The sequence below is a fragment of the Sphingomonas kyeonggiensis genome, from assembly GCF_030812785.1.
GTDB classification, from domain to species: Bacteria; Pseudomonadota; Alphaproteobacteria; order Sphingomonadales; family Sphingomonadaceae; genus Sphingomonas; species Sphingomonas kyeonggiensis_B.
Map to the genome: position 1 here is coordinate 565,493 of NZ_JAUSTJ010000003.1, position 20,809 is coordinate 586,301.

The 20,809-nt window shown below is 66.0% G+C and carries 15 protein-coding genes and 1 pseudogene; 12 read left to right on the plus strand and 4 right to left on the minus strand.

Features of this window, described 5'->3' with window-relative positions:
- Positions 1-42 precede the first annotated feature (42 nt).
- Positions 43-1,161, minus strand: coding sequence for a hypothetical protein (locus J2W22_RS20235; RefSeq protein WP_307120083.1), 1,119 nt, complete (start codon positions 1,159-1,161; stop codon positions 43-45).
- A 42-nt stretch (positions 1,162-1,203) separates the two neighbouring features.
- Positions 1,204-2,763, minus strand: a complete 1,560-nt coding sequence (locus J2W22_RS20240; RefSeq protein WP_307120084.1) for a sulfatase family protein — start codon at positions 2,761-2,763, stop codon at positions 1,204-1,206.
- A gap of 457 nt (positions 2,764-3,220) precedes the next feature.
- Here J2W22_RS20240 and J2W22_RS20245 point away from each other — a divergent pair.
- The 3 genes and pseudogenes from J2W22_RS20245 to J2W22_RS20255 all read left to right on the plus strand — a co-directional run.
- A pseudogene (locus tag J2W22_RS20245) lies at positions 3,221-3,619 on the plus strand (TonB-dependent receptor plug domain-containing protein); the annotation flags it as partial.
- Positions 3,620-4,184: 565 nt separating this feature from the next.
- Positions 4,185-5,882: a TonB-dependent receptor gene (locus J2W22_RS20250; RefSeq protein WP_307120692.1), complete on the plus strand. Its 1,698-nt coding sequence runs from the start codon at positions 4,185-4,187 to the stop codon at positions 5,880-5,882.
- Between the two features lie 89 nt (positions 5,883-5,971).
- Positions 5,972-7,837, plus strand: a complete 1,866-nt coding sequence (locus J2W22_RS20255; RefSeq protein ID WP_307120085.1) for a family 43 glycosylhydrolase — start codon at positions 5,972-5,974, stop codon at positions 7,835-7,837.
- A gap of 599 nt (positions 7,838-8,436) precedes the next feature.
- Here the strand turns inward: J2W22_RS20255 and J2W22_RS20260 are convergent.
- Positions 8,437-9,357 carry a Gfo/Idh/MocA family protein gene (locus J2W22_RS20260; RefSeq protein ID WP_307120086.1) on the minus strand — a complete coding sequence of 307 codons (921 nt, stop codon included), beginning with the start codon at positions 9,355-9,357 and terminating at the stop codon, positions 8,437-8,439.
- Positions 9,358-9,475: 118 nt separating this feature from the next.
- Between J2W22_RS20260 and J2W22_RS20265 the strand changes: the two genes are divergently transcribed.
- Genes J2W22_RS20265 through J2W22_RS20285 form a run of 5 tightly spaced genes read left to right on the plus strand, consistent with a single transcriptional unit; the run spans position 9,476 to position 15,376 of the window.
- Positions 9,476-11,278, plus strand: a complete 1,803-nt coding sequence (locus J2W22_RS20265) for an IlvD/Edd family dehydratase (RefSeq protein WP_307120087.1) — start codon at positions 9,476-9,478, stop codon at positions 11,276-11,278.
- Positions 11,278-12,132 (plus strand): SMP-30/gluconolactonase/LRE family protein, encoded by an 855-nt coding sequence (locus J2W22_RS20270; protein ID WP_307120088.1) that lies wholly within the window; start codon positions 11,278-11,280, stop codon positions 12,130-12,132. The genes J2W22_RS20265 and J2W22_RS20270 overlap by 1 nt, the downstream gene beginning before the upstream one ends.
- 12 nt (positions 12,133-12,144) lie before the next feature.
- Entirely contained in the window at positions 12,145-13,299 is a 1,155-nt protein-coding gene (locus tag J2W22_RS20275) for an aldose epimerase family protein (protein ID WP_307120089.1), read from the plus strand.
- 11 nt (positions 13,300-13,310) lie between these two features.
- The gene (locus J2W22_RS20280; RefSeq protein ID WP_307120090.1) at positions 13,311-14,450 is read left to right on the plus strand and encodes a cellulase family glycosylhydrolase; all 1,140 of its coding nucleotides are present in this window, start codon (positions 13,311-13,313) and stop codon (positions 14,448-14,450) included.
- Positions 14,450-15,376: a family 43 glycosylhydrolase gene (locus tag J2W22_RS20285; protein ID WP_307120091.1), complete on the plus strand. Its 927-nt coding sequence runs from the start codon at positions 14,450-14,452 to the stop codon at positions 15,374-15,376. The genes J2W22_RS20280 and J2W22_RS20285 overlap by 1 nt, the downstream gene beginning before the upstream one ends.
- Before the next feature lie 168 nt (positions 15,377-15,544).
- Here the strand turns inward: J2W22_RS20285 and J2W22_RS20290 are convergent, their stop codons facing one another.
- Positions 15,545-16,249, minus strand: a complete 705-nt coding sequence (locus J2W22_RS20290; RefSeq protein WP_307120092.1) for a FadR/GntR family transcriptional regulator — start codon at positions 16,247-16,249, stop codon at positions 15,545-15,547.
- A 187-nt stretch (positions 16,250-16,436) separates the two neighbouring features.
- On the opposite strand from J2W22_RS20290, the gene J2W22_RS20295 reads away from it, so the two are divergent.
- The 4 genes from J2W22_RS20295 to J2W22_RS20310 all read left to right on the plus strand — a co-directional run bounded on the left by J2W22_RS20295 (position 16,437) and on the right by J2W22_RS20310 (position 20,699).
- A complete protein-coding gene (locus J2W22_RS20295) occupies positions 16,437-18,080 on the plus strand; it encodes a sodium/sugar symporter (RefSeq protein ID WP_307120093.1) in 1,644 nt (547 codons plus the stop codon).
- Positions 18,071-18,940, plus strand: coding sequence for a 2-dehydro-3-deoxygalactonokinase (locus J2W22_RS20300; RefSeq protein ID WP_307120094.1), 870 nt, complete (start codon positions 18,071-18,073; stop codon positions 18,938-18,940). Before J2W22_RS20295 ends, J2W22_RS20300 begins: the two co-directional genes overlap by 10 nt.
- Complete coding sequence (locus tag J2W22_RS20305; RefSeq protein WP_307120095.1) at positions 18,937-19,566, plus strand: 2-dehydro-3-deoxy-6-phosphogalactonate aldolase; 630 nt, start codon at positions 18,937-18,939, stop codon at positions 19,564-19,566. Before J2W22_RS20300 ends, J2W22_RS20305 begins: the two co-directional genes overlap by 4 nt.
- Positions 19,567-19,658: 92 nt before the next feature.
- Positions 19,659-20,699: a glycoside hydrolase family 43 protein gene (locus J2W22_RS20310; protein ID WP_307120096.1), complete on the plus strand. Its 1,041-nt coding sequence runs from the start codon at positions 19,659-19,661 to the stop codon at positions 20,697-20,699.
- Positions 20,700-20,809: the final 110 nt, after the last annotated feature.

Below are 20,809 nucleotides of genomic sequence, written 5' to 3' on the forward strand. Positions count from 1 at the left end.
GGTGGGCGGAGGGGCGCACCTCATTCCCTCCGCCCGAGCGGGTTACTTCTGGAGCGCCTTGAAGTCGTCGATCCAGGCACAATTGGGCTGGGCGCTGCCATCGGCATTCGGCTTGATGGTGCGCGGGGCGAACACGCTGTTGAGCAGCCAGGGCGTCTTCTGCGGCCCGAAGTCCGCCGACATGGAGCTGCCCTGCTTGAAGCCATAGGTGGCGACGGCAAGGCGGCCGGTGTCGCGGAACATCTTCACCTGGTTGCGCAGATAATGCTTCCGCCCCTCGAACCACGGGCTCATCGACAGGAAGTCGTCCCATTGCTGCCTGGGGAAGGGCGTCTCCAGCGCGGCCTTGATGATCTGCCAGTTCTGCGCGTTGCGTGGCGCCTGATACTTGTCGGCAAAGGCCGGCGGGACCGGCTTCTGCATATTGGCCTGCCACCACCAGACCAGCGAGAACTCGGTCACCAGGAACTTCTGCTCGGGGCGCATGCGCGGCAGGATATAGTCGAGGAAGGGCCTGGCCGCCTCGAGTGCCGGCAGGTGCGGATGGATGTCGACCCCGTCGATCTCGGGCGTCGCCTTCACATATTCGAGCCAGCGCTCGACCGATTTGGTGCGGTTCTTCGCCAGGTCGAGCCGGGTGAGCGAGCCCATGTAGAGCCTTGTCCTGCAGCCGCCTGCGCAGTGCGCTGCACGCCAGGCGATCACATGTGCCGCCATGGCTTCGTAAAAGGCATTGAGGTCGAGGTCGCGGTCCTGCTCGCGGCTCTCGATATAGGGTTCGTTGCCGATCACCAGGATGTCGATCTTGCCCATCACGATCGGCAGTAGCGCGTCGAGCCGGGCGATCTCGCGCTGAAACCCAGGCGTGCCGGCCCTGGGGAAGTCGCCGCGCATATAGGGCCATTTGAGCGACAGGATCGTCTTGCGGCCATGCTGTCCGGCATCGAGCACCGCGCGCACCGCGCCGTGCTCGGCGGCCCCCCGGTCGAGCTGCGGCATCGGCACGAACAGGCGCAGCCACCGGGCGTCCGCCTTGTCGAGGTCGCGATAGTCGATGTCCTCGAAATGCTCGTTGTAGTTGGCGCCGAGCGCACCCTGGGCCAGCGCGCCGCCGGGCAGGCTCAGCAGCGCAGCAGCACCCGCTGCCAGAAGCTTCCGCATCGTATCTCTCTCCCTGTATGAACTTTGTCGGCTTGCGTCCGCTCAGGGCCGGCTGCGGCCCGCGCGTTCGATCCTGTCGAGCCAGGCGGCCATGCGCGCGGTGCGCTGCGGCTCCTTCGACGCCAGATCCGCCCGCTCGCCCGGATCCTGCGCCAGATTGTAGAGCTGGTGGCGGGGCAGGGTGCCGATCGCGTTGCCATGGAATGCGTGTGGCTCGACGCTGGCGCGGATCAGCTTCCAGTCGCCCGCCCGGATCGCCAGGATACGCGCGCCGCTGCTCGCCACCTTGGTGCCGGTGGTGACCATCAGCTTGGTATCCTCGATAACATGATCCCGCCCGCGATCGGTCTTGCCGAGCAGCGGTGCCAGCATGTCGAAACTGTCGACCGCGGAATCCTGCGGCATCGACCCGCCGACCAGCTTGGCGAGCGAGGCGGTCAAGTCGACATGGTCGACGAGCGCGGTCGAGACATGGCCGGCCCGCACATGCCCCGGCCACCAGCTGATCATCGGCACCCGCGTGCCGCCTTCGTAGATGCTGTACTTGCCGCTGCTGAACGGTCCGGCGGGGCGGTGCTTGCCGGCGCGCTCGACCGCCTGATCCTGATAGCCGTCGAACAGGATCGGGCCATTGTCGCTGCTGAAGAGGATCATCGTGTCACTGGCGATGCCCAGCTTGTCGAGGCTGCGGAGCAGCTCGCCCACCGTCCAGTCGAGCTGGAGGATCGCGTCGCCTCGCGGTCCCATGCCGGACTTGCCGACGAAGCGGGGATGCGGCGCCCGGGGCACGTGCGGTTCGTTGACGGCGTAATAGAGGAAGAAGGGCTTGTCCTTCCGCGCCGCCATGAAGTCGACCGCCTTGCCGAGCAGCACGTCGCTCAGCTCCTCGTCCTTCCAGCGCGCCCGTTTGCCGCCGGTCATGTAGCCGATGCGGCTGATGCCGTTGACGATCGTGTTCGAATGCTCGGGATCGGCGCCGAATTTGAGCATCTCGGGATGATCGAAGCCGGTAGGCTCGTCGCCGATCCTGTCGTGGTAATTCACCTGGATCGGATCGGCGGAATCGAGGTTCACCACGCGCCGGTTCTCGATCAGCACGGTCGGCACGCGGTCGAGCGTGGCCGGCATGAAGAAGCCATAGTCGAAGCCGATGTCGAGCGGGCTGGGGGCGATCTCGCCATTCCAGTCGACCTTGCCGTCGCCCAGGCCGAGATGCCATTTGCCGACAAGCCCGGTGGCGTAGCCCGCCTGACGCAGCATGGTCGGCAGGGTAAATTTCCCCGGCCGGATCAGCGCTGGCGCATCGCCCGGCAGGATCTGGATGCCCGAGGCGCGCCAGGCATAGTCGCCGGTCAGCAGCGCATAGCGCGAGGGCGTGCAAGTGGCCGAGGGGGAGTGCGCGTTGGTGAAGCGCGTGCCGCCCGCCGCTAGGCGATCGATGTTCGGCGTGCGGATCGTGGTCGAGCCGTAGCAGCTCAGATCGCCATAGCCGAGATCATCGGCATAGAGCACGATGATGTTCGGCTTGCGGGCAGCGGGGAACGCGGCGCCGGGCAGGGCAAGTGCTGCCGCGCTGGCCAGCAACATTCCGCGACGTGTCATCGCTGCCTTCACGATCATCTCCCCTCGTTCTCGCTATAAAAGAACGATACTATTTATAATATCACAAGCAAATTATCATATCACGAAAGCAAAGCTTGTTTGAGGGCCGGGCTCCTCAGGAGGCAGGGTGATGTTCTTCGCTCGCGGTGCCGGGTGATGCCTTGAGTGCGGCGCGATGAGGCATTGCTATTCGATGCCCCACGCAAATGCCCTTGCGCCTTCTGGCGTAGCTCTTGGAAGCGGTGGGGACGTTATTTCCGGTGACGCCGGCCAGCCAACTCAACCTCTCCACCGGACTGCTGTCCAGGCAATTGGTCCGAAATGGACCAGCTTGCCAGCGGATTTATGATATGATAATTAAGATAGATAAGTTTCAAATAAAAGAATATATGGGGGAGGCTAAGTGACTAATCGTGCACGTTTTCTGCTCGCGACCACCTCGGCGCTGGGCTTGATGATGATTCCGAATATCGCCGCGGCGCAGGAAGCACCGGTGGCTGTTCCGGCCCAGCAAGGCGAAGGATCGGGCGAGATCGTGGTCACCGCGATCCGGCGCAGTCTCGAGACGGCTGCGGCGATCAAGCAGAATTCCGACCAGATCATCGATTCGGTCGTCGCCGAGGATATCGGCAAGCTTCCCGACGTGACTGCGGCGGAATCGCTCGCGCGCGTCACCGGCATCCAGGTCGATCGCGCGCAGGGCGAGGCTTCGGGCACCCGCCTGCGCGGCCTGCCGGACCTCACCACCACTTATAACGGCCGCGAGATCTTCACCGCCGAGGGCCGCGCCGTCGCGCTCCAGGACTTCCCCTCGGCCAGCATCGCGCGGATCGACGTCTACAAGTCAGCCAGCGCCAATCTGATCGAGCCGGGCATCGCCGGCCTCATCGACGTACGCTCGCGGATGCCCTTCGACTTCAAGACCGGCCGCATCGCCGGCAGCCTCACGGGCGTGCACTGGTACCAGTCGCAGAAGCTCGGGCTCGATGCGAACCTGCTGGTCAGCCAGCGCTGGAACACCGGCCTGGGCGAGATGGGGCTGCTGATCGAAGGCTCCTACGCCGACGTCAACTTCCTCGATTCCTCGCGCAACGTCAGCCAGTCGATCCTCTATCGCACCACAGCGCCGGGCTCTGTCGCCGCGCCGATCCGCTATCCGTCGTTCGTCAACATCGACTATGCGACCGCAAAGCGCTGGCGTCCTTCGGCGCATGCCTCGTACCAGTGGCGGCCCAGCAGCAATCTCGAAATCTATCTCGACGGCCTGTTCCAGGGGTTCCGCGGCCGCGGTTCGGGGCGCAATCTCACCATCGGTACCGGTCCCGCGGCCAATCTCTCCAACGTCACCTATTTCCCGGGAACCAACCTCGTCCAGAGCATGACCGCGACCGCCGGCGCGCTTCCGACCGCAGCAGAATGCGATCGACGCCAACACCGACACCTATCAGTTCGGCGGTGGCTTCGTGTGGAAGGCGGATCGGCTGAAGGTCACCGGCGACGTGGCGTGGACCGATTCGACCTACACGCAGAACAATCTCAACTTCAATTACACGCTGACCACCCAGCCGACCCGTACCTTCAACTTCGACACCCCGGCTGGGGCCGGCGGCGGCGTGGTGACGCTCACCAATTTCGACCTGTTCAATCCTTCGCTCTATCGCCTGACCACCTTCACGGACTCGGGCACCCGCACGCATGGGCGTGACATCCAGGCGCGGCTCGACCTTGACTATGCGCTGGGGGACGAGGGTATCACCAACCTTCAGGCCGGCATCCGCTTCAACAGCCGCGATGCCGATTCCCGTGCCTATACGCGTACCGGCACGGCACCTGCGAACCAGTTCTTCTCGGTGCTGCCGCTGGAATACAGCTCGGTACCGGGCGGCTTCCGCGGCGACGAGGCGGAGACCGTCCGCTCCTGGTTGACGCCGACGCGGGAGAGCATCATCGCGCAGGTCGACTATCTGCGTACCCTCACCGGCCTGACCAAGGGCCGCCCCGGCTGGAACGCACCGACCTATACCGGCAATGAGAAGGCCTATGCGGGCTATGTCCAGGCGCGCTACGCCTTCGACATCGGTGTGCCGGTCGATGGTCTGATCGGGCTGCGGGCGATCCGCACCGAGGACCAGATCAACGGCATCGCCACGGTGACGACGGCGGGCGTGACGACCAATGCGCCGATAGCACGCGACAACAGCTACACCGACTTCCTGCCAAACGTCAGCGCGCGGCTGAAGTTCTCGCGCGAACTGCAGCTTCGTGTCGCCTTTACCAAGACGCGCACGCGGCCGGGCTTCGGCAGTCTGAATCCCTCGGTCACCGTCGGCGCCCCTTCGACGATCTGCGCTACCGAGCCGACCAGCGTCGATTGCCTTCGCACCGCATCGGGCGGCAATCCGGACCTGAAGCCGATCGAATCGACCAACTATGACGCGTCATGGGAATATTACTTCACCCGCGACGGCTCGATCACGCTGGGTGCGTTTCACCGCGACCTGACCGGCTTCATCAACACCACCACTACGCAAGTCATCGACCCGACCTATGGCCGCCTCAACATCACCCGCCCGGAAAATGGTGGCAAGGGGCACATCCGCGGCATCGAGGCGGGCTTCCGCACCTTCTTCCGGGCGCCCTGGTTGCCGAATTGGACGCGCGATTTCGGCGTGCTGGCGAACTACACCTATCTCGACCACAAGTCCGAGCTGGCGCCTACGCTGGCGAAGACGCTGCCCGGGATGCAGCCGCTCTCCGGCGTGTCGAAGCACCTCGCCAATGCCTCGATCTTCTACGAGAACCGCTTCCTGTCGCTGCGCGCCGCCTACAACTACCGGTCGGACTTCGTGGTGAGCTATGGCCAGGTCGCCGACCCGGCGCTGAACAACGCGCTCGGGCCGACGCTGCCGGTGAAGGAGAAAGGCCGCGGCACGCTCGACCTCTCCGCCACGCTCAACCCCACCAGCAAGATCGCGATCAACTTCAGCGTGTCGAACCTGCTGGGCACCGCGGCGACCAATACTCGCCAGTTCGACTATAACAGCCCGGACGACGTCTATGCGTGGCAGACGCGCTTCCTCGAGAGCGTCTACCGCCTGGGCGTCCGCTTCCGGCTCTGATCGGCGCAACCGGCAATGGGCGGCGCCGCGACGGAAGGCCCTTCCCGAGCGGCGTCGCCCTTCGTTCGAACACCCATGGGGAAGCAAGCGTGAAGCATCTTCTGGCCGCGGCGCTGGCCGCCACTTCGCTGATCCCGGCACAGGCACTTGCCCAGCAGGCGGCGCCCGCGGCGCGGCCGCCCGCCGACGACATCTTCCTCGACCACCCGTCGCAGGACCGGAACGCCACGGTGATGCCGGCCGCCGATGCGATGCCGGTGAAGTCCTTCTTCAACGCCCATGCGATCACCGACGCATCGGTGGCGCAGAGCCCGGACGGGCGCTGGTTCGTCACGGGCACGGTGATCCGCGACGGCCGCCGCGACGGCATCCAGCTCTGGTCCTCGGCCGATGAGGGCAGGCACTGGGCTGCGCTCGGCGTCGTGCACGGCGCCGGCCACCGCTATGTCGCGCCGGACATCCAGATCCGGGGCGACCTCGTCCAGCTCGCCTTTGCCGACGACAATGGCTGCGCGCATATCGCCCGCGGCTCGCTCGCCAACCTCACGGGCGGGTTCAGCGAGAGCCCGTGCCTGGTGCCGGACGTGGCGGACGTCTCGTCTTTCATCGACAGCGACGGCACCAGCTACCTGCTGTGGGGCGCTGGATATATCGCCAAGGTGGCGCCCGACTTCTCGAAGCTCGCCGATGCCCCGCGCTTCCTCAAGCCCGACCCCGCGCTGTTCAAGGTCGATCCGCCGGCGGGCAAGGACTGGCCGGTGCGGCTGCGCATCGGCAAGACCGGCGCCTCGATGTTCCGGGACGGCGACCAGTACGTCATCACCGCCAGCGAGGTGACGGGCCGGATGCGCACCGCCACCGACGACCTCTACATGGCGACAGGCCCGACGCCCTATGGCCCGTTCAGCAAGCGCATGCTCGCCGTGCCGCATGCCGGGCAGAGCAACGTGATCCGCACCCGCGACGGCAAGCTGGTCGCCAGCTACAATCCGCGCTGCGAGGACGACTTTGCGATGTTCTGCGAGCAAGTCGGCCTCGTGCCCCTGGAGCGCGCTGAGGATGGCCGCATCCGCCAGGCGGCTTCGGTGCTGACCGAGAACAGCGCGGTCGCCGATCGCCAGGCGCTGGTGACCGACGAGATGATGCGCGACCCCTCGGTCACGCTGGGCGGGGACGGCGCCTATTATCTGGTCGGCACGCAAAAGGGCTTCGGCTTCCAATATCCGGACGGCGGGGTGAACCTCTACCGCTCCACCGACCTTAAGACATGGGTCTCGCAGAAGAAGATGATCTTCGACTGGAAGGGCCTGGGCTATGACTTCAAGAATGTCGCCGAGCTCTGGGCGCCGGAGATCCATTGGTCGGCCCGGGACAAGACCTATTACCTCGCCTTCTCGGTGATGGAGCGCGGGGTAGGGGGCAAGTCCTGGCTGTTCCGATCGACCAGCGGCAAGGCGATCGGGCCCTATGTCAACACCCGCACCAGCTATGCCGTCGAAGGGATCGACGCCTTTCCGTTCGAGGACGAGAGCGGCTTCTACCTGCTCTGGGGCGGCGGGCGGATCGGCAAGCTCAATGCGAAGCGCGACGGGTTCGAGGGCGAGGTGACGCGCCTGGTCGATACCGATGGCGAGAATGTCGGCTATGAGGGCAATGGCCTGATCAAGGTGAAGGGCACCTATTTCCTCACCGGCGCCGAGTGGAACGGGCCGCTGCGCACCGACGGCACCTACGACATGATGTACGGCACCTCGAAGTCGCTGATGGGGCCGTACAGCAAGCGCCGGCTCGCGGTGCCGCATGGCGGGCACGGCACCGCCTTCCGCGATGCCCAGGGCCATTTCTGGTACACGCTGTTCGGCAACGACACGACCGCGCCCTGGCGCCGCCACTTCGGCCTGGTGCCGATCGAAGTGAGCGAGGACGGCATCCGCGTCCCCCAGATCGAGCGCTGATCCCCGATATCGGACCGAGCCTCTCCGTCGGCTCCACACTCGGGCCCCGGCGCTTTGCCGGGGCCTTTTTGTTGTTCCTACGCCTGGCGCCCGGGCGACTCGTCAAAGGACACGAAGTACACGCCCAAAGCGGGTTTTCGCGGCGCCAAAGTTGACACAGTTCCCGCGGACGCGCCGCATCTCGCAAGATTCTTACGCAGGCGGGATCCTATTTTTCCTACGGTTTGAAAGAGCGGCGGGAACGAGCCCGACCGCGCGAGCCAAGCAGGCGAAATCCTACATTGCAATCCGGCCTGTCATCTCGGTGCAGTCCTTCCGTCATCCCGGCGAAAGCCGGGATCTCAGGCGAAGGCGCAGGGAAGGAGCCGCACGAGATCCCGGCTTTCGCCGGGATGACGATTGGTGGGGAGGGGACTCTCCTTCGTCACCCCGGCCCTGTGCCGGGGCCCACTATGCCTCGAGGATTGAAGCCAGAGCCTCTTTGTCCATGGCTTGCCTCCCGGTGGACCCCGGCACAAGGCCGGGGTGACGGTGGTATGGGGCAAAGGCGGGGAAAGAGCCGCCTGATATCCCGGCTTTCGCCGGGATGACGGGCAGTGTCAGAATTCGAACGGCTCGGTTTCGCGGCGTTCGGCGAGGAGGAAGGCGTCGGCGACCAGGCGCATCGGGCGGACATCGACTTCGCTGGTGCCGTTGGCGATGAACTCGGCGAAGCGGGCATAGAGGCGCGGATATTCCTGATCCGGCTCAGTGCATTCTGCCTCGCCCGGCAGCTGGAGCACGCTGCCGCCGAGCGACAGGCGCAGCGTGCCGGCATCGGTATCGACTTCGATGTCCCAGGTCTGCGGGCCGGTCTGGAGGAAGTCGAACGAGGCGCGGCCCTTGGCGTCGCCGCAGCGCAGCTGCAGCTCGGCGGCGAGCGGGCCGGCGCGGCCGATCGGCACGTCCATCGTCGCGGCTTCGACGAACAGCGGGGCGGGAAGGATCGCGGTGGCGATCGACAGGGCGTTGATGCCCGGATCGAAAACGCCGAAGCCGCCTGGCGCGAGGATCCATTCCTGGCCCGGATGCCAGCGGCGGATGTCCTCGCGCCAGTCGATCCGCACCGCCTTGATCTCGCGGCGCGACAGCCAGGCACGCGCCGGGCCGACGCCGGCCGCCTCGCGCGAATGCCAGCTGGTGAACAGCGTGACGTCCTTCTCGCGGGCGAACTCGGCCAGCGCCTCGATCTCCGAAAGCGTTGCGGCAGGGGGCTTTTCCAGCATCACATGCTTGCCGGCGGCGATGGCGATGCGGGCCAGGTCGTGGCGGCCCTCGGGCGGGGTGCAGAAGGAGACCGCATCCAGTTCGGTGCCGGCGATCATCGCCGCGGTATCGGGATAATTGGGCACGCCATCGACCCGGCCGTGGCGGCTCGCGATCGCCGCCAGCTCGAAGCGATCATTCCCGGAAATGGCCGGAAGATGCTGATCACGCGCGATTTTTCCGATGCCGACCAGGCCTAGGCGAAAGCGGTGCACCCTTAACTCCCTTTTATACGATATATATGCTTCCTATCCGCGGCGAACCACTCTATCAAGTGCGACACGCATTTGAACGAGCCGAGCGACGACGGCTGATTTGGGAAGAGGGTAGAATATGGCCGGGGCCGGTGGAGTCGAAGCGAAGCGCACCAATTTGCGGTCGCGCGCCTGGTTCGACGACCCCTCCAACCCCGACATGACAGCGCTGTACGTAGAGCGCTACCTCAACTTCGGCATCAGCCTGGAGGAGCTGCAGTCGGGCCGGCCGATCATCGGCATCGCCCAGACCGGCAGCGACCTGACGCCGTGCAACCGCCACCATCTCGAGCTCGCCAAGCGGGTGCGCGAAGGCATCCGCGACGCAGGCGGCATCGCGCTCGAATTCCCGACCCACCCGATCCAGGAGACCGGCAAGCGCCCGACCGCCGGGCTCGACCGCAACCTGCAGTACCTCAGCCTGGTCGAGGCGATCTTCGGCTATCCGATGGACGGCGTCGTCATGACCATCGGTTGCGACAAGACCACCCCGGCCTGCCTGATGGCGGCGGCGACGGTGAACATCCCGGCGATCGCTTTGTCGGTCGGCCCGATGCTCAACGGCTGGTTCAAGGGCGAGCGCACGGGCTCCGGCACGATCGTGTGGAAGGCGCGCGAGATGCTCGCGGCCGGCGAGATCGATTACAAGGGCTTCATCGAGCTGGTCGCCAGCTCGGCGCCGTCGACCGGCTGGTGCAACACCATGGGCACCGCGACGACGATGAACTCGCTGACCGAGGCGCTGGGCATGTCGCTCCCCGGTTCGGCGGCGATCCCCGCGCCCTATCGCGACCGCGCCGAATGCGCCTATCACACCGGCGTGCAGATCGTCGAAATGGTGCATGCCGACCGCAAGCCCTCCGACATCCTGACGCGCGAGGCGTTCCTCAATGCGATCCGCGTCAATTCGGCGATCGGCGGATCGACCAATGCACCAATCCATCTCAACGCAATCGCCCGCCATATCGGTGTCGAGCTGAGCCTGGCAGACTGGGAAGCACATGGCGCCGACGTGCCGCTGGTGGTGAACCTGCAGCCGGCGGGCAAATATCTGGGCGAGGACTTCTATCGGGCCGGCGGCGTGCCTGCGGTGATGGGGCAGCTGTTCCGGGCCGGCATGCTCGACGGCAGCGCGCTGACCGCCAATGGCAAGACGGTGGAGGAGAATATCGGCACTGCCACTGCGAGCGACGCCGATGTGATCTACCCGCTCGACGCGCCGCTCAAGCAGGCAGCGGGCCTGACCGTGCTTTCGGGCAATCTGTTCGACAATGCGGTGATGAAGCTGAGCGTGCTCTCGGACGAGTTCCGCAACCGCTATCTGTCCGACCCCGAGAACCCCGATGCGTTCGAGGGCACCGCGATCGTGTTCGACGGGCCGGAGGATTATCATCGCCGCATCGACGATCCCGCGCTCGGTGCCGACGATCATTCGATCCTGATCATGCGCGGGGCCGGGCCGGTCGGCTATCCGGGCGGTGCCGAGGTGGTCAACATGCGCCCACCGGTGGCGCTGATCCGCGCCGGCGTGCATGCGCTGCCCTGCCTGGGCGATGGTCGCCAGTCGGGTACCAGTGGCTCGCCTTCGATCCTCAACGCGGCGCCCGAGGCGGCGGTGGGCGGCGGCCTTGCGCTGGTGAGGACCGGGGACCGCATCCGCATCGACCTGAAGAACCGCACCGCCGACATGCTGGTCGATGACGCGGAGCTGGCCGCGCGCCGTGCCGCGCTGGCGATCGACTATGTGCCCGAGGCGCAGACACCCTGGCAGGAGATCCACCGCGACCTGGTGGGCCAGTTCGATGGCGGTGCGGTGTTCGAGAATGCCGTGAAGTACCAGCGCATCGCGCAGAAATACGGCGTGCCCCGGGATAGCCACTGATGTCGCTCCTCCGCATCGTCGAGCGCGACCGGCGCGACCGGCTGGGCGAGGGGCCGCTCTGGTCTACCCGCGACAATGCGCTCTACTGGACCGACATCCTCTCGCACCGGCTGAACCGCCTGTCGCTGGACAGTGGCGTGGTGCGCAGCTGGGAGTTCGACGAATATCTCGGCTGGGCCGTCGAGCGCGAGAAGGGCGGGCTGGTGCTGGGGCTCGGCCGCCGGTTCATGCGCTTCGATCCCGAGACCGGCGTGACCCGGGAAGTCGCCGCGCCCGAGCCGGACCGGTTCGGCAACCGGATCAACGATGCCAAGGCCGATCCGCAGGGGCGGATCTGGGCGGGCACCATGTCGATCAACTGCGCGGACCCGACGGGCAGCTTCTACCGGCTCGACACCGACGGCACCGCGACGCGGGTGGATGGCCCCTATACGATCGCCAATGGTCCGGCGATTTCCGCGGACGGCAGTTTCCTGCTCCATACCGATACCGCGCTGGCGACGATCTTCCGCTTCGACATCCATGACGACGGCTCGCTGGGGCCGCGCGCGCCGTTCATCACGTTCGAGCCCGAATGGGGCAATCCCGACGGCATGACCTTCGACGCCGAGGGCTGCCTGTGGGTCGCCTGCTGGGGCGGGAGCTGCGTGACGCGCTTCTCGCCCGAGGGCGTGCGCGAGCGCAGCATCGCGCTGCCGGCGAGCCAGATCACCAGCTGCACCTTCGCCGGGCCGGCGCTCGACCGTATGTTCGTCACATCGGCGAGCGACGGGGTGGACGAGCCCCAGGGCGGCGCATTGTTCGAGGTCGATCCGGGCTGCCGCGGCCTGGCGACCCAATACTATCGCGGTTGAGGAGGAAAAGGGATGACCCTGCGGAAGAACGCATTGCTTGTGGGAGCGGCGCTCGCCTGCGCTCTCGCATCGAATGCCGAGGCGGCGACCGCCAGGCGCGGCAGCTTCGGCAAGCTGCCCGACGGACGTTCGGTCGAGGCGGTGACGCTGTCGAACGCCAAGGGCGTCTCGGCGAAGATCATCGCCTGGGGCGCGACGATCCAGTCGGTGATCATGCCCGACCGCAACGGCAAGAAGGCCGATGTCGCGCTCGGCTATGACAGCATCGACCAGTATCTCGCCAAGCCGCAATATTTCGGCCCGATCGTCGGCCGCTTCGGCAACCGCCTGGCGGCGGGGCGCTTCACGCTCGACGGCCAGACCTATCAGACCCCGGTGAATAACGGGAAGAATTCGCTGCACGGCGGCACCACCGGCTTCGACAAGGTGCTGTGGGACGTCGTCTCGGTGAAGAACGGCCCGACCGCCTCGGTGACTTTGCGCTATGTCAGCCCGGACGGCGACCAGGGCTATCCCGGCACGATGACCGTGGACGCGACCTATTCGCTCGACGAGCAGAACAACCTGACGATCGAGTATAGCGCGACCACCGACAAGCTGACGATCGCGAACCTGACCAACCATGCCTATTGGAACCTGTCGGGCGAGGGCTCGTCCAACGGCGCGATGGGGCATGTCGTGACGATCCCGGCGCAGACCTATCTGCCGACCGACGACGGCGCGATCCCGACCGGCGAGTTCAAGCCAGTCGCCGGCACCGTGTTCGACTTCCGCAAGCCGACTGCGGTCGGGCTGCGCGTCCGCGACGCCAGCGACCAGCAGATCGTCTGGGGCCGCGGCTATGACCATAATTGGGTGATCGGCCGCGAAGTGACCAAGAGCCAGCACCTGATGGCGAAGGTCTATGACCCCGCATCGGGCCGCGGCTTCGAGCTGTGGTCGAACCAGCCGGGCCTGCAATTCTATTCGGGCAACTTCCTCGACGGCACGTCCTACGGCAAGTCGAAGAAGGTCTACCGCGAGGGCGATGCCATCGTGATGGAGCCGCAGATCTTCCCGGACTCGCCCAACCAGAAGGGCTTCCCGGACGCGCGCCTCGCGCCGGGCCAGACCTATCGCAACGTAATGACCTATCGCCTGACCACGGGTCAGGCGGCCAAGCGCTGAGAGAGGATGCAATGAAGACCAGAATCCTGTTCCTCGCCGCGACGATGCTCGCGGCGACCCCGGCCATGGCACGCGACCAGTGGACCGCCGCCCAGGCGAACGCCTGGCACGCCAGGCAGCCCTGGCAGGTCGGCGCCAACTACACGCCGGCCACCGCGATCAACCAGCTCGAGATGTTCCAGGCCGAGACCTGGGATCCCAAGCGCATCGACCTCGAGCTCGGCTGGGCCGAGGCGATGGGGATGAACGTGATGCGGGTGAACCTGCACCACCTGCTGTGGGAAACCGACGCCGCCGGCCTGAAGCGCCGGATGGACGAGTTCATGACGATCGCGGCGAAGCACAAGATCAAGACGCTGTGGATCTTCTTCGACAGCTGCTGGGATCCGAACCCGGTCGCCGGGCCGCAGCATCCGCCGATCCCGGGCGTGCACAATTCGGGCTCGGTCCAGTCGCCGGGCGAGGCGCGGCTCAAGGACGTGTCGCAGTATGGCAAGCTCGAGGCCTATGTGAAGGACCTGGTGACGACCTTCGCCAAGGACGAGCGCGTGATCGGCTGGGACGTCTGGAACGAGCCGAACAATGGGGGCGGCGGCAGCTACAAGCCGACCAAGGACAAGAACAAATACGTTGCGACGCTGCTCCCGCGGATGTTCGCGGCGGCGCGCTCGGCCGATCCGATCCAGCCGCTCACCTCGGGCGTGTGGATCGGCGAGAATTGGGACGACCAGAGCAAGCTCGACGCGGTCGAGAAAATCCAGATCGCCGAATCCGACGTGCTGAGCTTCCACGACTATAACTGGCCCGAGACTTTCGAGAAGCGGGCCAGGCAGATGCTCAGCTATGGCCGCCCGGTGTGGTGCACCGAGTATATGGCGCGGGGCAACGGCTCGACCTTCGACGGCTCGCTGCCGATCGCGAAGAAGCTCAACATCGCGATGTACAATTGGGGCTTCGTCGACGGGAAGATGCAGACGCGCCTGCCCTGGGACAGCTGGAAGAAGCCCTATACCTTCGACGAGCCGACCATCTGGTTCCACGACATCCTGTATTTCGACGGCAGGCCCTATCGCCAGGCCGAGGTCGACCTGATCAAGCGGATGTCGGCGGCGCCCAAGGGCGTGGTTCCGGCGGCTCCGGCCGCGAAGTAATGCGGCACCTGGTGAAGGCGGCGCTGGCGGGGTTCGTCCTCGCTGCGCTGCCCGCGCATGCCCAGGACGCGCCTTCCTTCTTCGACGGCGCCGATCCCGACTTCGAGGTCGCGGAAGGGCAATATTGGCTCTACCCGACCTTTGGCGAGAAGACCCTGGTCGCCTGGCATTCGCTCGACATGCAGAAATGGGAGAAGGGGCCCGTCCTCCTCGACCACAGCATGATCCCGTGGATCGATGACGACAAGGCGCCCGAGCATCGGCTCTGGGCGCCCGACATGGTCCGCGCGAACGGGCGCTATTATTTCTATTACTCGATCGGACCGCAGAACCCGACACCGAGCCGCATCGGCGTGGCGACCTGTGAGGGGCCGGCGGGGCCGTGCAAGGACAGCGGCAAGCCGCTGGTCAATGACGGCGGCCCTGGCTTCGAGGCGATCGATCCGGCGGTGTTCGTCGATCCCAGGAGCGGCAAGCGCTACCTCTATGCCGGCGGCAGCGCCGGGGCGACGCTGCGCGTGTGGCTGCTCAAGCCCGACATGGTCAGCATCGATCGCGAAGTGAAGGTGAAGACCCCGCCGCACTTCACCGAGGGCTCGTTCCTGTTCGAGCGCAAGGGCATTTATTACCTGTCCTACTCGTCGGGCAATTTCCGCGACACGACCTATTCGGTGCACTACGCCACGGCGTCGACGCCGGTGGGGCCGTGGAAGTATCGCGGGGCGATCCTGGTGAGCGACGCCAAGTACAAGGGGCCGGGCCACCACGCCTTCCTGCGCGATCCCAAGGACGGGCGCTGGTACATCGCCTATCATCGCTGGGAAGGACAGCCGCACGACGGCCCCTATACCGGCTCGCGCCGGGTGGCGATAACCGGGGTGACCTTCGGCAAGGACGGCTCGATCCTGCCGATCAAGATGGACTGAGATGGAGAAGGGGCGCCGGCCCCTCCTGCGTCACCCCGGCCTTGTGCCGGGGTCCACTAAGCCTCCCGTCATGCGGGTGAGCCTCTTGTCCATGACTCGCCTCCCGGTGGACCCCGCCACAAGGCCGGGGTGACGGATTTGGCGGGGGCCAGTCCTGGCCTGGAGAGTTCAGCCCGCGGTGTTCTCGTAAGTATCGATCAACTCGAGCACGTCGGAGATCAGCGCGCGCATGGCGATGCGGGCGGCATCGGGATCGCGGGCCTTGATCGCCTCGAGCACGCGGCCGTGATCGGCGACATTGGCGGTGCGGCCCTTCACCCGGTTGGTGAAGCGGATCGAGGTGCGCAGCGCGGTGCCGACCACGTCGCGGAACTGGACGTAGAAGGGATTGCCCGAGGCGCGCAGGATCGAGACGTGGAAGGCGATGTCGGCCTCCAGCGTGTCGTCCAGGCCCTTCTCGGCGGCTTCCATGCGGGCGAGGCCCTCGCCGATCACGGTGATGTCGCCATCGTCGGCAAAACGTGCGGCGAGCGCGGCGGCTTCGGGCTCGATCGCGACGCGGAGCTGGTTGAACTGCTTGAGCAGGTCGACCGAGAATTGCCGCTCGAGCAGCCAGCGCAGCACATCGGTGTCGAACAGGTTCCAGGAAGAGGTCGGCTCGACCACCGTGCCCTGGCGCGGGCGGGCGCTGAGCAGGCCCTTGGCAGTGAGCATCTTCACCGCCTCGCGTGTAACCGAGCGGCTGACGCCGTGCTGCTTGGTCAGCTCGGCTTCGGTGGGGAAGGGCTGGCTCTCATACTGGCCGGTGACGATCGCCCGGCCGAGCCGGTCGAGCAGGCCATAGGTGAGGTTGCGGCCAAGCTGGGGACGCATCTCGTCACTAGACCGGGATAAAGACGTTGCCACGCGCGGGTTTTCCTTTTCTGTCGAGGCGACGATCGTCGCTTGCCCTCTGCTTCCTAGCTCTATCCCAAACTCGTAGCTAGACAAGACCAATTAATACGATAAATGAACCATCAAGGCCGCCCAATAGCGCGCGGCGCTGAGGGAGGGAGTGCCCGTGACAAGTCTGTCGCAAATCGACCTGATCGTGGTCGTTATCTACGCCATCGGAATCTTCGGCCTTGCGCAATGGGTTAGCCGCGAGAAAGCGGGCCATGCCAAGGATACGTCGGATTATTTCCTCGCCTCCAAGGCGCTGCCCTGGTGGGCGATCGGCGCGTCGCTGATCGCGGCGAATATTTCTGCCGAGCAGATCGTCGGCATGGCCGGATCGGGCTACAAGATCGGCCTGGCGATCGCATCCTATGAATGGATGGCGGCGCTCACGCTGCTGATCGTCGGCAAATATTTCCTGCCGATCTTCCTCAAGAACCAGATCTACACCATGCCGCAGTTCCTCGAGCAGCGGTATGGCAAGGTGCTGCCGGTGCTGATGGCGGTGTTCTGGCTCGCGCTCTACGTGTTCGTGAACCTGACCTCGATCATCTGGCTCGGCTCGATCGCGGTGCACAAGGTGGCGGGCGTCGACCAGACCGCGGCGCTGATCGGGCTCGGCGGCTTCGCTTTGCTCTACCAGCTCTATGGTGGCCTGAAGGCCGTGGCGCTGACCGACATCGTCCAGGTGACGCTGCTGGTGATGGGCGGGCTGATCGTCTCGTACCTGACACTCGACCAGATCGGCGGCGGGCAGGGCGTGTTCGCCGGCTTCCACACGCTGATGAACGCGCATCCCGAGAAGTTCGACATGATCCTCTCGCCGGACAATCCCTATTACAAGGACCTGCCCGGCATCGCCGTGCTGGTTGGCGGCATGTGGATCGCGAACCTGAGTTATTGGGGTTTCAACCAGTATATCATCCAGCGCGCGCTGGCCGCGAAGAGCCTGGGTGAGGCGCAGAAGGGCATCACGCTCGCGGCGTACCTCAAGCTGCTCATGCCGGTGATCATCGTGCTGCCGGGTATCGCCGCGGTGATGCTTGCGCCGAACCTGGCGGTGGGCGACGAAGCCTATCCGACGATGCTCAAGCTGCTGCCGCCGGGCCTGCTCGGCCTGGTCTTTGCGGCGCTGGTCGCGGCGATCATCGCGTCGACCGCCTCCAAGATCAATTCGATCGGCACGATCTTCACCCTCGACCTCTACGCCAAGGCCCGGGGGATCAACACGCGCGGTGAGAACGGCACCGGCAAGACCGGGCAGGAAAAGCATCTCGTGCTGGTCGGCCGCATCGTCGCCGCGGTCGCGGTGGTGATCGCGATCATCGCCGCCAGGCCGCTGATCGGCCAGTCGGACCAGGCCTTCCAGTTCATCCAGGAATTTTCGGGCTTCTTCACCCCGGGGATCACCGTGATCTTCCTGCTCGGCCTGTTCTGGAAGCGGGCGACCGAAGCGGGCGCGATCGTCGCGGCGGTGACGTCGGTGGTGCTGTCGTTCGTGCTGAAGTCGATCATTAGTATCGAGCATCCCGCGGCCTATATTCCGCAGGCACTCAACACCTGGCTGTTCCCCTTCATGAACCGCATGCTGTTCGTCTTCCTGGTCAGTCTGGCGCTGGCGATGATCGTGAGCCTGGCCTTCAAGGGGCGCGGCGACGCCAACCGCGTGACCATGGAGGACGTGAGCTTCAAGACGCCGAACGTTTTCAACGTGGCGGGCGTGGGCGTTATCCTGATCCTCATCGCGCTGTACGCGGTGTGGTGGTGAGCTTCTCCGGCACCTTCCTCGCCGTCGACTGGGGGACGACCAATAGGCGCGTCTTCCTGGTCGAGGGCGGCCAGGTCGTCGGCACCGAGCGGGACGATCGCGGTGTCACCTCGGTCGGCGACTTCGCGGCAGAGGCGGCGGGGATCCGCGAGCGGTTCGGCGACCTGCCGATGCTGATGGCGGGCATGGTCGGATCGAATATCGGCTGGCAGGCGGCGCCCTATGTGCCCGCACCCGCCGGGATCGAGGACCTGGCTGCCAAGCTGCTGCGGATCGACGACCGCACCGCGATCGTCCCCGGCGTCTCGGTGACGGGGCCGGCGGACGTGATGCGGGGCGAGGAGGTTCAGTTGCTCGGCGCGGTTGCGGCCGGGCTGGTGCCGGGCGATTCGCTGCTCGCCCAGCCGGGCACGCACTGCAAATGGGCGGAGATGGAGGGCGGGCGCATCGCCGGCTTCACCACCGCGATGACCGGCGAGCTGTTCGCGCTGCTCCGCAAATATGGCCTGCTTTCCTCGCAGCTTAGCGACGAGGTTAACCCCGGCCGGGCGTTCCTCGACGGGGTGGAGGAGGGGCGCAAGCGCGACCTTGCCGCCTCGCTGTTCGGCATCCGCGCCGCCAAGCTGCTGGGCGAGCGGGCCGATACCGACGCGGCGAGCTATGCCAGTGGGCTGCTGATCGGCAGCGACGTCGCCGCCCGGCTCGAGCGGGTGGGGCATGACGAAGTCCATATCCTCGCCGACCGCGTGCTCGGGGGCCTTTATGTCGCGGCGATCGAGGCGCATGGGCGCCGCGCCGTGCTGGTCGACAGCCACGCCGCCTTCATTGCCGGCATCATCGCAATCGGGAGAATATCGTGAGCCATATCGCCGCCTTCGACGCCAGTTTTGCCCGCTGCCCGCTGGTCGCCATCCTGCGCGGGGTGAAGCCGGACGAAGTCGAGGAGATCGGCGAAGCGCTTGTTTCCGCTGGCTTTACCCTGATCGAAGTGCCGATGAACTCGCCCGATCCGCTCGACAGCATCGCCCGGCTCGCGAAGCGGTTCGCAGGGCGGGCCCAGATCGGCGCCGGCACGGTCCTGACCGTGGAGCAGGTCGCCGCGGTCGAGGCTGCCGGGGGCACGATGATCATCTCGCCCAATGCCAACCTCAAGGTGATCGCCGCCAGCGCCGCGCGGGGGCTGGTGTCGCTGCCCGGCATCTTCACGATGAGCGAGGCCTTTGCCGCGCTCGAGGCCGGCGCCACCGCGCTCAAGCTGTTCCCGGCCGAGGCGGCGAGTCCCAATGTTCTCAAGGCGATGCGCGCCGTCCTCCCCAAGGAGGCGCGGGTGCTGCCGGTGGGCGGCATCGCCCCCGACAACATGGACCCCTGGCGGGCCGCCGGTGCCCCGGGCTTCGGGCTTGGCTCGGCGCTGTACAAGCCGGGGATGAGCGCCGAGCAGGTGGGGGCGAACGCCCGGGCCTTCGTGGCGGCGCTGGCAGACTGACGCGGACACCTAAGTTCGCCAAGGTGGCGCCCACGGGTTGCCCTGGGGCCAATATTATATGATAAGTCATCTCATATAATGGGAGAGACGAGATGACCAAGCGCAGCCTCTGGACCGGGGCGATGATCGGCGCGGCCCTGTGCCTGGGCACCGGGACCGTATCCGCGCAGGACGGTCCGGCCACGGAAGTTGTCACCACCTATACCAACCCGCTGCTCCCCTCGGGGCCCGACCCCTGGATCACCCAGGTCGACGGCACCTATTACTATATGCACACCCAGCGCGACGGCATCACGCTCCACCGGACGCGGAACATCGCGGACCTGGCCCATGCGGAGCAGAAGCTGGTGTGGACGCCACCCAAGGAGGGGCCGAACGCGCATCTGGTGTGGGCGCCCGAGCTGCACCGCATCGGCAAGAGCTGGTTCCTCTACTATACCGCCACCGCAAGCGGTTACAGCGACGACGCCCACCGGGCAGTGTTCGTGTTGGAGAACAAAGCGTCCGATCCGCTCAGCGGGACGTGGATCGACCGCGGACGGATCAACACTGCCCATGCCGGAATCGACGGCACCAGCTTCGCCTACAAGGGCAAGCGCTACTTCGTCTATTCGCCCTATCTGGGCCCGGACTCGGGACTTGCGATCGCCGAGATGGCCAACCCCTGGACGCTCAAGGGCAAGGAGCAGGTGATCGCCATGCCCGACCAGCCCTGGGAGCGGCTCGACGGCCGCCAGATCCTGGAGGGGCCGGAATTCCTGCAGGGGCCGAAGGGAGACTTGTTCCTGACCTATTCGGCGAGCCCCTGCTGGTCGGACGACTATGCGCTGGGGCTGCTGCGTGCGGCGCCGGGGGCGAACCCGCTCGATCCCAAGGCGTGGAGCAAGTCGCCCGTGCCGGTGCTCCACAAGGGGAACGGAGTGTACGCGACCGGGCATAACGGCTTCTTCAAGTCGCCCGACGGCAAGGAGAACTGGATCATCTACCACGCCAATTCGGCGGCGGGGATGAAGTGTACGCTGAAGCGTGCACCGCACATCCAGAAGTTCGGCTGGACCGCGGACGGGCGGCCCGACTTCGGGCTGCCGGTGCCGGAGGGCGTGGCGCAGAAGGTGCCTTCGGGGACGCGGTGAACTTCTCCCTCTCCCCTCCGGGGAGAGGGTCGGGGAGAGGGGCAGTGCGTCAAGGCGGAGCGTTGCTCCGCGCGGCTGCGATGCAGCCGCCCACCCCTCTCCCAGCTCCG

Coding starts and splice junctions, on each gene's coding strand:
- J2W22_RS20310 (WP_307120096.1), top strand. CDS start 19,659: ATGACCAAGCGCAGCCTCTGGACCGGGGCGATGATCGGCGCGGCCCTG.
- J2W22_RS20275 (WP_307120089.1), top strand. CDS start 12,145: ATGACCCTGCGGAAGAACGCATTGCTTGTGGGAGCGGCGCTCGCCTGC.
- J2W22_RS20290 (WP_307120092.1), bottom strand. CDS start 16,249: ATGCGTCCCCAGCTTGGCCGCAACCTCACCTATGGCCTGCTCGACCGG.
- J2W22_RS20235 (WP_307120083.1), bottom strand. CDS start 1,161: ATGCGGAAGCTTCTGGCAGCGGGTGCTGCTGCGCTGCTGAGCCTGCCC.
- J2W22_RS20265 (WP_307120087.1), top strand. CDS start 9,476: ATGGCCGGGGCCGGTGGAGTCGAAGCGAAGCGCACCAATTTGCGGTCG.
- J2W22_RS20285 (WP_307120091.1), top strand. CDS start 14,450: ATGCGGCACCTGGTGAAGGCGGCGCTGGCGGGGTTCGTCCTCGCTGCG.
- J2W22_RS20270 (WP_307120088.1), top strand. CDS start 11,278: ATGTCGCTCCTCCGCATCGTCGAGCGCGACCGGCGCGACCGGCTGGGC.
- J2W22_RS20240 (WP_307120084.1), bottom strand. CDS start 2,763: ATGACACGTCGCGGAATGTTGCTGGCCAGCGCGGCAGCACTTGCCCTG.
- J2W22_RS20280 (WP_307120090.1), top strand. CDS start 13,311: ATGAAGACCAGAATCCTGTTCCTCGCCGCGACGATGCTCGCGGCGACC.